Raw genomic sequence first — 13501 nt, 5'->3', positions numbered from 1 at the left:
CGGGCCCTCCGTACAGCCGAGGGCGAACACGGGGCCTCTGCCGTCGAATGACGGTGCCCCCGCGGCGCCGGGCAGTGCAGGATGGGGCGCATGCCGGAGGCTGCCTCCTCGCTCGTCCCCGCCAAGCCCGCCCTCGTCACCGTCGACGACGACCCCAGCGTCTCCCGTGCCGTGGCGCGCGACCTGCGGCGCCGGTACGGCGAGAACTACCGCGTCGTGCGCGCCGAGTCCGGGCAGCAGGCCCTGGACGCGCTGAAGGAGATGGCGCTGCGCGGCAACGACGTCGCCGTCCTGCTCGCGGACTACCGCATGCCCGGGATGAACGGGCTGGAGTTCCTCGAGCAGGCCATGGACCTGTACCCCGCCGCGCGGCGGGTGCTGCTGACCGCGTACGCCGACACCGACGCCGCCATCACCGCCATCAACGTCGTCGACCTCGACCACTACCTGCTCAAGCCCTGGGACCCGCCGGAGGAGAAGCTCTACCCCGTCGTCGACGCCATGATCGACGCCTGGCGGGCCGCGCCGCGGCGGGAGGTGTGCGAGACCCGGGTGATCGGCCACCGCTGGTCCGCCCGCTCGCACGAGGTCCGCGACTTCCTCGCCCGCAACCAGGTCCCCTACCGCTGGTACCCGGTCGACCAGCCGGAGGCCGCTCGGCTCCTGCAGGCGGCCGGCGTCGACGACTCGCACCTGCCCGTGGTGATCTCCCCGGCCGGGGAGTGCCTGGTGGCGCCGGAAGAGATGCAGCTCGCCGAGCGCGTCGGGCTGGCGACGGTCCCCGCCACGGACTTCTACGACCTCATCGTGATCGGCGGGGGCCCGGCCGGGCTCGGCGCGAGCGTCTACGGGGCGTCCGAGGGGCTGCGGACGGTCCTGGTCGAGCGGACCGCGACCGGCGGCCAGGCCGGGCAGAGCTCCCGGATCGAGAACTACCTCGGCTTCCCGGACGGGGTGTCCGGCGCGCAGCTCACCGACCGCGCCCGCCGGCAGGCCCTCCGCCTGGGGGCGGAGCTGCTGACCGCCCGCGAGGTCGTCGGGCTGGAGGCCAACGGCCCGGCCCGCACCGTCCGGTTCGCCGACGGCAGCGCGATCCACGCGCACGCGGTGGTCCTCGCGACCGGGGTCAGCTACCGCGAGCTCGACGCCCCCGGGCTGGCGGAGCTGTCCGGGCGCGGCGTCTTCTACGGGTCGGCGCTGACGGAGGCGGCGGGCTGCGCGGGCAGCGACGTCTACATCGTCGGCGGGGCCAACTCCGCCGGTCAGGCGGCCGTCTACTTCTCCCGGCACGCCCGCAGCGTCACGATGCTGGTGCGCGGGCCGGGCCTGCAGGCGTCGATGTCGCAGTACCTCATCGAGCAGATCGAGGGCATCCCCGAGATCACCGTGCGGACCTGCACCGAGGTCGTCGAGGCCACCGGCGGCGAGCACCTCGAGAAGCTCGTCCTCCGGGACCGGAACACCGGCGAGACCGAGACCGTCGACGCCGGCTACCTCTTCATCTTCATCGGCGCCACCCCGCGCACGGACTGGCTCGGCGATCTCGTCGAGCGCGACGCCGGCGGGTTCGTCCTGGCGGGCCCCGACCTCGTCGTCGAGGGCAGGCGCCCGGCGGGATGGACCGAGGAGCGTGACCCGTTGCACCTGGAGACGAGCCTGCCGGGGGTCTTCGTCGCCGGCGACGCGCGGGCCGAGTCCGTGAAGCGGGTCGCGTCGGCCGTGGGCGACGGGGCGATGGCCGTGTCGCTCGTCCACCGCTACCTGGAGAGGCCCTGATGAGCGCACCGACCGCCTGCGACCCGGACGAGCTGCGCCGGCTCTTCCTGTTCGAGAAGCTGCAGCCCGAGCAGCTCGACGCGCTGTGCCGCCAGGGCCGGACCGAGACCTTCGACCCCGGCGTGGTCTACCGGGAGGGCGACCCGGCGACCTGCTTCTACGTGCTGATCGAGGGCACGGTCGTGCTCAGCAGGCGGTCCGGCGAGGAGGACGTCGAGGTCGAGCGCACCTCCCAGCCCGGGGTGTACGCCGGGGCCTGGCACGCCTACCTCGGCGACCGGGTGCCGCAGGTCTACAACAACTCGTTGCGGGTCACCGTGCCGTCGCGGTTCTACGTGCTCGACGCCGAGAAGCTCTCCACGCTGATGCGCGAGTGGTTCCCGATGGCGCTGCACCTGCTGGAGGGGCTGTTCTTCGGCATCCAGAACACCCAGCAGGCCGTCAGCCAGCGTGAACGGCTGCTCGCCCTGGGCTCGCTGTCCGCCGGGCTAACCCACGAGCTGAACAACCCGGCGGCCGCCGCGGTCCGCGCCACCTCGACGCTGCGCGAGCGGGTCGCCGGGATGCGGCACAAGCTGGGGCTGATCGCGGCCGGGCCGTACGAGCGGGCCGACCTCGAGACCCTCATGCGCCTGCAGGAGGACGCCGCCGACCGCGTCGGCAAGGCCCCCGAGCTCGGCCCCCTCGAGGCCGGCGACGCCGAGGACGAGGTCGGCGAGTGGATCTCCGACCAGGGGATCGAGGGCGGCTGGGACATCGCGCCGAACTTCGTGGCCGCGGGGATCGACGTCGAGTGGCTGGGCCAGGTCAAGGCGAGCGTGCCGGCGCCGATCCTGGAGAGCGCGATCCGCTGGCTGAACTACACGGTCGAGACCGAGCTGCTGATGAACGAGATCGCGGACTCGACCACGCGGGTCTCGACGCTGGTCGGCGCGGCCAAGCAGTACTCGCAGATGGACCGTGCCCCGTACCAGACCGTCGACGTGCACGAGCTGCTGAAGTCGACGTTGATCATGCTGCAGGGCAAGTTCGGCAACGGCGTGAAGCTGGTCAAGGACTTCGACCGCACGCTGCCGAAGGTCAACGTCTACGCCGCCGAGCTGAACCAGGTCTGGACGAACCTGATCGACAACGCCGTCCAGGCGATGGAGGGGCACGGCACCCTGACCGTGCGGACCGCGCGGGAGGGCGAGCGACTGCTCGTCGAGATCGGCGACACCGGGCCCGGGATCCCGGCGGAGATCCGGTCGCGGATCTTCGAGCCGTTCTTCACCACCAAGGCCGTCGGCGAGGGCACCGGGCTCGGCCTGGACATCTCGTGGCGGATCGTGGTGAACCGCCACCACGGGGACCTGCGGGTGGTGTCCGCGCCCGGCGACACCCGGTTCCAGGTCCTGCTGCCCTTCGACGCCCTCGTGGAGGAATCGTGACGACCATCGACCCGTCGGTGCCGCCCTCGGGCACCGGGTGCGCCGAGTGCGAGGCCGCGGGCGGCTGGTGGGTGCACCTGCGCCGCTGCGCGACCTGCGGGCACGTCGGCTGCTGCGACAGCTCCCCGGAGCAGCACGCCACCGCGCACTTCCGCTCCACGGGGCACTCGGTCGTGCAGAGCTTCGAGCCGGGTGAGGACTGGTTCTGGGACTACGAGCGCGAGGTCGCGCTCTCCGGCCCACCGCTGGCCCCGCCGCACGCACGCCCGGCGGACCAGCCCGTGCCCGGCCCGGCCGGCCGCGTCCCCGCCGACTGGCGGTCCAAGATCCACTGACCGGAGCCGCCGGCGCCGGGACCCGGGCCGAAGACGGAGCGAGCTCCGGGCGGAGAATCGTGCCGTGCTGACGAGTGCCGGGATCCTGCTCCACCGTGACCGCGCCGGGATCGTCGAGGTGCTCCTCGGGCACATGGGCGGGCCGTTCTGGTCCCGCAAGGACGCCGCCGCCTGGTCGATCCCCAAGGGCGAGCTCGACCCGGGCGAGGAGCCGGTCGCCGCCGCGCGCCGGGAGTTCGCCGAGGAGCTGGGCTTCGCCCCGCCCAGGGGCGAGCTGCACGCGCTCGGCTCGGTCGTCCAGTCCGGCCGGCGCAAGACCGTCCTCGGGTTCGCGCTGGCCGGCGACGTCCCGGACGCGGAGGTCGCCGCCGTCGCCGAGCGGCCGGACGACGGCTCGTGGATCGAGATCGAGTGGCCGCGCAACTCCGGGCGCCGGCTGCGCTTCCCCGAGATCGACCGCGCGGCCTGGTTCGACCTGGCCACGGCCCGGGTCAAGCTCGTGAAGGGCCAGCTGCCCTTCCTCGACCGGCTCGAGGCGCTCCTCACCGCGGCCTGAACCCGGCCCTCCCGTGCGCGGGTCCGACGAACCGCATCTGAATCGATCGTGAGGCGTCTCACCTGGGGTCCGGTGGCGATCACGGCCCGGTTCCTGACATCGTGGACGGCTGGCGCACGCGGTCGTGCGTCTCCACACCCCGACCGCCCGTCGCACGCACCTCCCCAGCGTCGCGACCGTCACGGTGGGCCCCTCCGGATCCGGCAACCCGAGCGCCGGCGGAGCGTGCGGCCCGCCCGAGGACCACGTCTCATGCCCGTCTCCCCCCTCGGGTCGCGCCGGCGCGCGCCCGTCCGCCTCCGCGATCTCCGACCCTTCCGTCCGCCGCGTACCAGGCCGCCGGCCTCCACCCCGGTCTCCACCGCGCCGTCCACCGCGCCGTCCACCGCGCCGTCCACCCCGGACGGCAGCGGCGCGCCGGTCTCCTTCCGCCGGCTCCGCACCGCCGTCACGGCGCTGTTCGCCTTCGACGGCGCGGTGTTCGGCAGCTGGGCCGCGCGGATCCCGGACGTCACCACCCGGGTCGGCGCCACCCACGCCACGCTGGGCGTGGCGCTGCTCTGCGTCTCGCTCGGCGCACTCGCCAGCATGCAGCTCACCGGTGTGCTCGCCGGCCGGTTCGGCGCCGGGCGGGTCGCCCTCGCCGCCACTGCCGGGACGGCGCTGGTCGTCCCGCTGCCGGGGCTGGCGACGTCCGTCCCGCAGCTCTCCGCGGTCCTCCTGCTCTTCGGCGCGCTCACCGGCATGGTCAACGTGGCGGTGAACAGCGCGGGCGTCGCCGTCGAGGCACAGCGGCCCGGGCGGCCCCTGCTGCCCGCGCTGCACGCCGCGTTCAGCCTCGGCGGGCTCGCCGGCGCCGCCACCGGCGGGGTCGCCTCGTCGCTCGGGCCGGTGCTGCCGCACCTCGCGGTCGTCGGCGTCGTCGGGCTCGTGGTCGTCGTCGCGACCCGCTCGGCGCTCGCCGGCCTGCGGGACGGCGACGACGCGGCTCCACGGTCCGCCGCGTCCGGGGACCCCGGTCGCCGCCGCGGCCGGAGCCTCGTCGTGCTGCTCGGTCTGATCGCGGGCTGCACCGCCTTCGGCGAGGGCGCCCTCACCGACTGGGGCGCCCTGCACCTGCGCGAGACGCTCGGCGCCACTCCCGCGCTGGCCGCGGCCGGCTATTCGTGCTTCTCGTTCGCGATGGCCTGCGGCCGTCTCACCGGCGGGGTGCTGCTGCGCCGGCTCGGCGAGACCCGCCTCCTCGGCGGCGGCGCGCTGCTCGCGGCGGCCGGCATGACGACCGCGCTGCTGACCTCGTCGGCCGAGCTCGCGCTGGCCGGGTTCGTTCTGGTCGGGCTGGGCCTGGCGAACCTGTTCCCGGTCACGATCGCGCGGGCCGGGGCGCACTCGGGTCCGCGCGGCGTCGGCCTGGCGTCGACCGTCGGCTACAGCGGGCTGCTCGGCGGACCGCCCGCGATCGGGTTCCTCGCCGAGCACGCCGGCCTGCCGGCCGCGCTCGCCTCGGTGCCGCTGCTGGCCGTGGTCGCGGCCGGGCTGGCGCTCGCCGTCGCCCGCGAGAAGCCGCGCCTGCGGCTCCCGGCGCGGCTGGCCCTGCCCGCCCGCGCCACCCTGCCGTCCCTGCCGGTCCTCTCGTCGCTGCCCGCCCGGCCCGTACGCGCCGCACTCGGCCGCGTCGCGCAGGCCACGGCCCGCCCCGTCGACCCGGCCGGCCTCGGAATCCTCGCCGCCCGCACCGCGACGGTCGTCGCGCGCACCCAGCCCCTGCGCGTCGTCCGCACCACCCGCTCCCGCGTGGCGGTGACCGCGCGGCCGGCGATGCTGCGCGGCCGGGCGATCGTGCACCGCGCGGCGGCGGAGCTGCCCGCCCTCACCGCAGGGGCGACGACCACCCCGCCGACCCGCGCACCCGGCGCCCGGATCCGCCCCTACCCGGGCCTGGAGCTGCTGGCCTCCTGATCCGGTGCGTGCTGACGGCCGTCCGCCGGCGTCATTCCGATGAACCCGGGGCCGAGGCCGAGCGGTCGGGCACAGCACCAGCCAGCAGACCGGAGACCAGACCGGGCACCCCCGCGGAGCCGGATCGCCGCAGGCACCCCACCGAGCCGGGAGCCGAACGGCGTCCCGACACCGGGCGACCAGACGTATTCGGCAGATTCACGGCCCGTGGCGCATAGCACACGAGGCGTACGGGTACGACCGCTGACATGCCGAACTCGAGCATCAAGGACGAGAAGACGTACGAGGAGTTGCGCGACCGCGGCGAGAGCAAGGAGAAGGCCGCCCGCATCGCGAACGCGTCCGCCGCCGAGGGCAAGAAGAAGGTCTCGGCGCGGGGCGGCAGGTCCGGCTCCTACGAGGACATGACGAAGGACGAGCTCTACGAGCGCGCCAAGAAGGTGGGCATCGAGGGCCGGTCGAACATGTCGAAGGACGAGCTGGTCAAGGCGCTGCGGGACCACTGAGCGCCGCGCCCCGCACCTTCCGGGGCATCGCGCCGACCTCCCCGGGACGTTCGGGTGGCGACCTCCGGCGGCACGCACCATCCTGTTCGTGAACAAGGTTTGGCGCGTTTCGCACGGGCGACGACGCGAACGTCTCCACCACGAGGAGCACCGTGAGCAACACCGGCACACCCGAGGACACCACCGCGGCGCACACCGCGCACCGCATCGACCTGCTGCACCGGACGGGATCGGTGATGGTCGGGCTCGGCCTGTGGGTGTTCGCCGTGCTGGGGTTCGTGCAGCGGCTGGACTTCTTCTCGACCCAGGGCCAGCCCGTCCTCGGCCTGTCCTCCAACGGTCTGTTGTCCACGATCTCGGTCATGTTCGGCGCGATCCTCGTCGGCGCCGGGATCCGCGGCGGGCGGCTGTCCTCGAGCGTGCAGGTGGTGGTCGGGGCCCTGTTCCTGCTCTCCGGCATCGTGAACGTGCTGGTCCTCAACTCGGGCCTGAACCTGTTGGCGTTCCGGATGCCCAACGTGATCTTCAGCCTGGTCGTCGGGGGGATCCTGCTGACGGTCGGCTCCTGGGGCCGGTTCACCGGCCGGCTCCGCGCCGACAGCCCCTACGCCCGGGAACGGGTCGGCACGTTCGAGGATCCGCAGCTGAGCCCCGAGCTCAGTGGGATCGACCTGGACGGGGGTGCGGCCGAGGCGGCCGCGGCCCGCGAGCTGGCCGAGGCGGAGCGGGCGGTCGCCGAGCACCGGGCACGGCCCGAGGTCGCGGCCGCGGTGCGCGCGCTGGCCGGGCTGCGCCGGCCGGAGGACCGCATCCACGCGTGGCAGCAGCGGCACGCTCCCTCCTGAGAACTCCCGGCNGAGCCCCGAGCTCAGTGGGATCGACCTGGACGGGGGTGCGGCCGAGGGACGCGAGCCCCGGCGGCGGGCGGGGAAGGCCTCAGACGCGCGCGACGATCCGCGGCGGTCGGTGCGCCCGGACCACGGGCGGCTCCCCCGCGTACCGCTCCACCTGCACCGTGGTGAGCTGCCCCGTGCAGGCCTGCGCCAGCCGCGAGGTCCCGATGTCCCGCGTCAGCACGTTGGGGTTGCCGTGCACGCAGGTCGGGTCGTCCGCCGAGGCCGGCGTGTACCAGGCCCCGGTCGGCAGCTGCACCACCCCGGCCCGCACCTCGTCCGTCACCCGGGCGGCGGCCAGGCAGGCGCCGCGCGCGTTGGACAGCCGGACGACGTCGCCGGTCCCGACACCCCGCGCAGCCGCGTCGGCGGGGTGGATCCGTACCACCTCCCGGCCGCCGACCTTCCCAGCCGCGCTGGTCGCGCCGAAGTCGAGCTGACTGTGCAGCCGCGTCGACGGCTGGTTCGACACCAGCCAGAGCGGCTGCTCCGGTGTGGGCGGCTCGGTGGGCGGGAGCCACGCCGGGTGGCCGGGGCAGTCGTCGTAGCCGAACGCGGCGATCCGCTCCGACGCGAGCTGGATGCGCCCGGACTCGGTGGGCAGCGTGCCGGTACCGGCGCGGAACGCGGCCAGCAGACCGCCGTCGTCGCGCCCGGGCGGGAGCTCGTGCTCCCCCACCGCCCAGAACTCCTCGAAGGTCGGTGCGGGGAAACCCTTGTCCGCCAGGGCCTTCTCGGTCCGCTCCCAGAGGTGCGCGAGCCACTCGCGGGTGCTCCGGCCCTCGGTGAAGCGCGCGCCGAAGCCGAGCCGGTCGGCCAGCGCGGCCAGGATCGCGTGGTCGTCGCGGGCCTCGCCGTAGGGCTCCGCGACCTGCTTCATGGCCACCACCAGCGGATCGGTGCCGTGCCCCCCGATGTCCTCGCGCTCGAGCGTGGTCGTGGCGGGCAGGACGACGTCGGCGTGCCGGGCCGTCGCCGTCCACACCGACTCGTGCACCACGAAGGCGTCCACCCGGCCCAGCGCCCGGCGCAGCCGTGCGAGGTCCTGGTGGTGGTGGAACGGGTTCCCGCCGCACCAGTACATCAGCCGGATGTCGGGGTAGGTCCGGTCCTCGCCGTTGTAGGAGTAGCGCTCGCCGGGGTGCAGCAGCATGTCCGCCACCCGCGCGACGGGGATGAAGCTGCGCACCGGGTTCGGCCGCCGCGGCAGGGTCGGGACCGGGACGGCGTTGCGCGGGCGGCCGTAGTGGCCGAGCGACCCGAGCCCGTAGACGAAGCCCCCGCCCGGCAGGCCGATCTGGCCGAGCATCGCGGCCAGCGCCAGCCCCGCCCACACCGGCTGCTCGCCGTGCTCGGCGCGCTGCAGGGACTGCGACACCGTGATCAGCGTGCGCCCCGCGGCGAGCCGGCGGGCCAGCCCGCGGATCTCCTCCGCCGCGATCCCGCAGATCCCGGCGGCCCACTCGGCGTCGCGCCCCCGCAGGTACCGCTCGTACTCCGGCCAGCCCGCGCAGTGCGTGACGAGGAACTCCCGGTCGTGCAGGTCCTCGGCGAGCAGGGTGTGGGCCAGGCCGATCATCAGCGCGGCGTCGGTCCCGGGCTCGGGGGCGAACCACCGGGCGTCGACCTCCTCCGGCAGGTCCTGCCGCAGCGGGCTGACCAGCACGAACCGCGCCCCGCGCCGGTGCGCGGCGACCATCGCGCCCCGCTCGACGTGTCGGCTGACTCCGCCCGCGGCGACCGTCGAGTTCTTCAGCGCCATCCCGCCGAAGGCGAGCACGGTGTCGGTGTGCGCCGCGATCTGGTCCCAGGTCACCACGGAGCGGGTCACGGCGTCGAAGGGCCCGAGGACGTGCGGGAGCAGCACCTCGGCCGCGCCGCCGGAGTAGGTGTTGACGGACTGCGTGTAGCCGCCCGCCATGGCGAGGAACCGGTGGATCTGGCCCTGCGCGTGGTGGAAGCGCCCGGCGCTGGCCCAGCCGTAGGAGCCGCCGTAGACCGCGGCCGGGCCGTGGTCGGCGTACACCCGCCGGAACTCCGCGGCCAGCCGGTCGAGCACCTCGTCCCAGCCGACCTCGAGGAACTCCTCCCGCCCGCGCCGGTCGGTCGGCCCCGGACCCTGCTCCCACCAGCCGCGGCGGACGGCGGGGCGGGCCACCCGGACCGGGTTGCGGAGGGCGGCGGGGATGTTCTGCAGGACCGGCGACGGGTTCGGGTCGGCCTCGTGCGGCCGGACCTGCAGCTCACCCGCCCGCCACTCGGCCCGGAAGACTCCCCAGTGCGCGCTGTGCGGGACCGCCGTCATGGCTCCCATCATGCGGCACGCGCCGAGGCCGGCCGGGCTGGATAGGGTCGGCGCATGGCACGCACGCCCCGGCGGCACGATCACGACGCGGGCGGCGACCGCGGCCTCCTCGCGGCCAAGGCGGCGCTGCGCGAGGAGGTCTGGGCCGCGCTGACCGAGGCGAAGGTCGCGCGGTTCCCGGGCGCTCGGAACCGGATCTCCAACTTCACCGGGGCGGAGAAGGCCGCCGAGCTGCTGCGGTCGCTGCCGGAGTGGGAGAAGGCCCGGGCGGTGAAGTCCAACCCGGACTCGGCGCAGCTCCCGGTCCGGCAGCGCGCCCTGGAGGACGGCAAGACGCTCTACATGGCGGTGCCGAGGCTCGCCGAGGAGGACCCGTTCTTCCTGCTCGACCCCGCGCACCTGGCGGACCCGCCGCGGCGCGCGGTGTCGATCAAGAACGCGACCCGCTCGGCCCGCCGCGTGGCCGTCGCCGAGCTCGACCCGGTCGACCTCGTGGTGACGGGCTGCGTCGCGGTCGGCGAGGACGGGGCGCGGCTGGGCAAGGGCGGCGGGTTCGCCGACCTCGAGTTCGCGCTGGCCGGGGCGGCCGGGCTGGTCTCGGCGGACACCGTCGTGGTGACCACGGTGCACGAGCTGCAGGTCCGGCCGGCCGGGACGGTCCCGACGGCGGCGCACGACATCCCGGTGGACCTCGTCGTCACCCCGGACCGGGTGATCGACTGCCGGGCGGCGCGTGCGCCGCGGCCGACCGGGGAAGTGCTGTGGGAGTCGCTCACGGACGAGAAGATCGCCGCGATCCCGTTGCTGCAGAAGCTCCGCGCCCAGGGAGGTACCTCGTGACCCGGATCGAGCTGGTCCAGGGGGACATCACGACCCAGGAGGTCGACGCCGTCGTCAACGCGGCCAACTCGTCCCTGCTCGGCGGCGGGGGCGTCGACGGCGCCATCCATCGCGCCGGCGGCCCGGCGATCCTCGCCGAGTGCAAGGAGCTGCGGGCCACGCGGTACCCGGACGGACTGCCCACCGGCCAGGCGGTGGCGACCACGGCCGGGAACCTGCCGGCCCGCTGGGTGATCCACACCGTCGGGCCGGTGTACGCGAAGAAGGAGGACCGCTCGCACCTGCTCGCCTCGGCCTACCGGGAGTCGCTGCGCGTGGCCGACGAGCTCGGCGCCCGGTCCGTCGCCTTCCCGGCGGTGTCGGCGGGGATCTACGGATGGCCGCTCGCGGACGCCGCCCGGATCGCCGTGACCACGGTGCGCGAGGCGGACACGCAGGTCGAGATGGCGCGGTTCGTGCTGTTCAGCGCGGAGATCCTGCGCGCGTTCGAGAAGGTGTGAGAGGAGTCCGATGATCACGATCGAGGGGGCGACGCCGTCGGTGGACCCGCAGGCGTGGGTCGCGCCGGGTGCCGTGCTGGCCGGGCGCGTGCGGCTCGAGGCCGAGGCGAGCGTCTGGTACACGTGCGTGCTGCGCGGCGACATGGACTCGATCACCGTCGGCGCCCGCTCCAACATCCAGGACGGCACCGTCGTGCACGCCGACCCCGGCTTCCCCGTCACGATCGGCTCCGGGGTCAGCGTGGGACACCGGGCGGTCCTGCACGGCTGCACGATCGCCGACGACGTGCTCGTCGGGATGGGCGCCGTGGTGCTCAACGGCGCGCGGATCGGCTCCGGCACGATCGTCGCCGCGGGTGCGGTGATCACGCAGGGCGTGGAGATCCCGCCGAACTCCCTGGTCGCGGGCGTGCCGGGCAAGGTGCGCAAGGAGACGGGCGAGGAGGAGCGCAAGGGCATCGCGCTGAACGCCGCCGCCTATGTGCACCTCGCCGGCGTCCACCGCAACGCCGGCTGATGCGGTGTGGAACCATGACGCGCTCGAACGCCCTCGAAATCCGCGTCATGGTTTCCTAGTGCGCTCTCGCAGCATCCGAAATCGCGTTGTGGCTCCATAACGCGTTCGGATGGGCGCTCGAAGCGCGTCATGGTTCCACGACGCGGTTCGAGGGCGGCTCAGTCGAGCACCGACCACTCCCCCCGCGCGACCCGGCCGGCGAGGGTGAGCAGGCCGACGGCGTGGTCGTGCAGGCGCTCCCCGATCTCCCGCGGCGCCTTGCCCGCGCCGGCCCGCGCCCACGTCCCCTCCAGGACGATCCCGAGCTTGAACCCGGCGAGCGCGGTGTACCAGTCGACGTGCACCGGCTCCCGGCCCCCGGCCCCGGCGTAGGCCGCGACCAGCTCCTTGCGGGTGGGCAGGCCGCCGAGCTGCGCGAGCGGCCCCCCGACGTCCATCGCGGTGGGCTCCTGCGGCCAGGTCACCATCAGCCAGCCCAGGTCCAGCAGCGGGTCGCCGACCGTGCACATCTCCCAGTCCACGATCGCCGCCACCGCGGGCTCCGCTCGGGCGAGCAGCACGTTGTTGAGGTGGAAGTCGCCGTGCATCACGCCGGGCGGGGCGTCCGCGGGCCGGTGTTCCTCCAGCCAACGGGCGACCAGCTCGACGTCGGGCAGCCCGCCCGGTTCCCAGTCCGGGAACTCGCGGTAGCCCTCGAGGTGCCGCAGCCACTGCGGGACCTGCTTCTCCAGGAAGCTGCCGGGCTTGCGCAGCACGTCGAGCCCCTGCGCGGTGGGATCGAGCGCGCCGAGCCGGGACAACGCCCGCGCCATGGCCAGGCCCTGCCCGTGCCGCAGCTCCGGGTCCGCCCGCTGCTCGGGCGTGACCTCCTCGCCGGGGTTGACGCCGTCGATCAGCTCCATCAGGTAGAAGACGACGCCGAGCACCGAGGTGTCCTCGCAGCCCGCGATGAGCCGCGGGTGCGGGACGTCCGTGCCGGCGAGCCCGCGCAGCACCGTGATCTCCCGGGCGATGGTGCGGTCGCTGGTGGGCCGCGGGTGCTCGGGCGGGCGCCGCAGCACGACCGGCCGGCCGTCGAGCTCGATCCGCAGCACGACGTTCTGGGTTCCGCCAGCCAGCGGCGTGACCTGCCCGATCGTCCCCTCGACGCCCTGGGTGCGCAGCCACCCGGCCAGCCGGTCGAGGTCGACGGTGTCGACGGCGCTCATCGCTCGTTCCTCTCGGCCCGCAGCCGCCGGGTCTCCTCGGAGACGCGGGCGCCCAGCAGCCCGGCGGCGGAGTCGACGAGCTGGCTGACGAACAGCCGGTGGTCGCGCCGGCCGGGGGCACGGGCGCGCTGGGCCAGCTCGACGTCGACGAACCGGATCACGTGGAAGCGCCGGTGCAGCACCACGGCGTCCGGGTCGAGCAGCGGTTCGAGCAGGGCGCGCCAGCGCAGGATGCTGCCGCCCTCGACGTCGTAGCCCAGCGGCTCGGTCTGCGGCTCGGGCCGGGTGAGCAGGTCGGCGACGGTGCGCAGGTACCCGGCGCCGCTCGCCCCCTGGTCCAGCTTGACCGCGCTGGGGCGCACGAGGGCGTCGGCGAGCGCATGGATCCGGGCGTCGGCGTCGCCGGCGGTGCCGTCCGCGAGGGCGGCCTCGTAGCCGTCGAGCAGGTCGTGCCGGGCCGCCTCGATCTCCGGGCGGTGCCGGTCGATCAGCGCCTTGATCAGGCCGTCCCGGTCGGTGAACCAGTACTGCGCGGCGATGACGTTGCGTGCGCCCGCGGCCCGGCCGATCTCGCGCAGGGACACCGACTCGCTGCCCCGCTCGGCGAACAGCGCCTCCGCGGCGTCGAGCAGCCGCGTGCGGGTGTCGACCTTCGTGTCGGTCCCGGTCACGGTGT

13 protein-coding genes are annotated in these 13501 nt (G+C 74.7%); 10 read left to right on the top strand and 3 right to left on the bottom strand.

All coding sequences use genetic code 11. From position 1 onward, the window contains the following. The first annotated feature begins 90 nt into the window (after window positions 1-90). The 7 genes from ACFQH9_RS22925 (at window position 91) to ACFQH9_RS22895 (ending at window position 7407) form a co-directional block, all read left to right on the top strand. Window positions 91-1776 carry an NAD(P)/FAD-dependent oxidoreductase gene (locus ACFQH9_RS22925; protein WP_379568766.1) on the top strand — a complete coding sequence of 562 codons (1686 nt, stop codon included), beginning with the start codon at window positions 91-93 and terminating at the stop codon, window positions 1774-1776. Continuing rightward, window positions 1776-3206, top strand: coding sequence for an ATP-binding protein (locus tag ACFQH9_RS22920; RefSeq protein ID WP_379568764.1), 1431 nt, complete (start codon window positions 1776-1778; stop codon window positions 3204-3206). The genes ACFQH9_RS22925 and ACFQH9_RS22920 overlap by 1 nt, the downstream gene beginning before the upstream one ends. Next, complete coding sequence (locus ACFQH9_RS22915; protein ID WP_379568762.1) at window positions 3203-3541, top strand: UBP-type zinc finger domain-containing protein; 339 nt, start codon at window positions 3203-3205, stop codon at window positions 3539-3541. Before ACFQH9_RS22920 ends, ACFQH9_RS22915 begins: the two co-directional genes overlap by 4 nt. A 67-nt stretch (window positions 3542-3608) precedes the next feature. Continuing rightward, window positions 3609-4097 carry an NUDIX hydrolase gene (locus ACFQH9_RS22910; protein ID WP_379568786.1) on the top strand — a complete coding sequence of 163 codons (489 nt, stop codon included), beginning with the start codon at window positions 3609-3611 and terminating at the stop codon, window positions 4095-4097. Between the two features lie 252 nt (window positions 4098-4349). Further along, on the top strand, window positions 4350-6056 hold the full coding sequence (locus ACFQH9_RS22905; protein WP_379568760.1) for an MFS transporter: 1707 nt from the start codon (window positions 4350-4352) through the stop codon (window positions 6054-6056). A gap of 248 nt (window positions 6057-6304) precedes the next feature. Beyond that, window positions 6305-6562: a DUF7218 family protein gene (locus ACFQH9_RS22900; RefSeq protein WP_379568758.1), complete on the top strand. Its 258-nt coding sequence runs from the start codon at window positions 6305-6307 to the stop codon at window positions 6560-6562. 152 nt (window positions 6563-6714) lie between these two features. Next, entirely contained in the window at window positions 6715-7407 is a 693-nt protein-coding gene (locus ACFQH9_RS22895; protein WP_379568756.1) for a DUF4383 domain-containing protein, read from the top strand. A gap of 91 nt (window positions 7408-7498) precedes the next feature. Here the strand turns inward: ACFQH9_RS22895 and ACFQH9_RS22890 are convergent, their stop codons facing one another. Continuing rightward, window positions 7499-9760: a molybdopterin-dependent oxidoreductase gene (locus ACFQH9_RS22890; RefSeq protein WP_379568754.1), complete on the bottom strand. Its 2262-nt coding sequence runs from the start codon at window positions 9758-9760 to the stop codon at window positions 7499-7501. A gap of 54 nt (window positions 9761-9814) precedes the next feature. Between ACFQH9_RS22890 and ACFQH9_RS22885 the strand changes: the two genes are divergently transcribed. From ACFQH9_RS22885 to ACFQH9_RS22875, 3 genes are read left to right on the top strand one after another with little or no spacing between them, the layout of a single operon-like run. After that, window positions 9815-10600: a 5-formyltetrahydrofolate cyclo-ligase gene (locus ACFQH9_RS22885; protein WP_379568752.1), complete on the top strand. Its 786-nt coding sequence runs from the start codon at window positions 9815-9817 to the stop codon at window positions 10598-10600. Next, window positions 10597-11100: an O-acetyl-ADP-ribose deacetylase gene (locus ACFQH9_RS22880; protein WP_379568750.1), complete on the top strand. Its 504-nt coding sequence runs from the start codon at window positions 10597-10599 to the stop codon at window positions 11098-11100. The genes ACFQH9_RS22885 and ACFQH9_RS22880 overlap by 4 nt, the downstream gene beginning before the upstream one ends. A gap of 10 nt (window positions 11101-11110) precedes the next feature. Then, the gene (locus tag ACFQH9_RS22875; protein WP_379568748.1) at window positions 11111-11617 is read left to right on the top strand and encodes a gamma carbonic anhydrase family protein; all 507 of its coding nucleotides are present in this window, start codon (window positions 11111-11113) and stop codon (window positions 11615-11617) included. 158 nt (window positions 11618-11775) lie between these two features. Here the strand turns inward: ACFQH9_RS22875 and ACFQH9_RS22870 are convergent, their stop codons facing one another. Both ACFQH9_RS22870 and ACFQH9_RS22865 read right to left on the bottom strand, forming a co-directional pair. Continuing rightward, window positions 11776-12825, bottom strand: coding sequence for a phosphotransferase family protein (locus ACFQH9_RS22870; RefSeq protein ID WP_379568746.1), 1050 nt, complete (start codon window positions 12823-12825; stop codon window positions 11776-11778). After that, complete coding sequence (locus ACFQH9_RS22865) at window positions 12822-13496, bottom strand: TetR/AcrR family transcriptional regulator (protein WP_379568744.1); 675 nt, start codon at window positions 13494-13496, stop codon at window positions 12822-12824. The genes ACFQH9_RS22870 and ACFQH9_RS22865 overlap by 4 nt, the downstream gene beginning before the upstream one ends. Window positions 13497-13501: the final 5 nt, after the last annotated feature.

Source organism: Pseudonocardia lutea, assembly GCF_042658055.1.
GTDB lineage: Bacteria > Actinomycetota > Actinomycetes > Mycobacteriales > Pseudonocardiaceae > Pseudonocardia > Pseudonocardia lutea.
The sequence above is the reverse complement of the archived record's forward strand: the minus strand, read 5'-3'. Positions and strand labels throughout refer to the sequence as shown.

Excerpts from the sequence above, each read along its gene's own strand:
- ACFQH9_RS22925 (WP_379568766.1), top strand. The coding sequence starts at position 91 with ATGCCGGAGGCTGCCTCCTCGCTCGTCCCCGCCAAGCCCGCCCTCGTC.
- ACFQH9_RS22920 (WP_379568764.1), top strand. The coding sequence starts at position 1,776 with ATGAGCGCACCGACCGCCTGCGACCCGGACGAGCTGCGCCGGCTCTTC.
- ACFQH9_RS22905 (WP_379568760.1), top strand. The coding sequence starts at position 4,350 with ATGCCCGTCTCCCCCCTCGGGTCGCGCCGGCGCGCGCCCGTCCGCCTC.
- ACFQH9_RS22900 (WP_379568758.1), top strand. The coding sequence starts at position 6,305 with ATGCCGAACTCGAGCATCAAGGACGAGAAGACGTACGAGGAGTTGCGC.
- ACFQH9_RS22890 (WP_379568754.1), bottom strand. The coding sequence starts at position 9,760 with ATGACGGCGGTCCCGCACAGCGCGCACTGGGGAGTCTTCCGGGCCGAG.
- ACFQH9_RS22885 (WP_379568752.1), top strand. The coding sequence starts at position 9,815 with ATGGCACGCACGCCCCGGCGGCACGATCACGACGCGGGCGGCGACCGC.
- ACFQH9_RS22875 (WP_379568748.1), top strand. The coding sequence starts at position 11,111 with ATGATCACGATCGAGGGGGCGACGCCGTCGGTGGACCCGCAGGCGTGG.
- ACFQH9_RS22870 (WP_379568746.1), bottom strand. The coding sequence starts at position 12,825 with ATGAGCGCCGTCGACACCGTCGACCTCGACCGGCTGGCCGGGTGGCTG.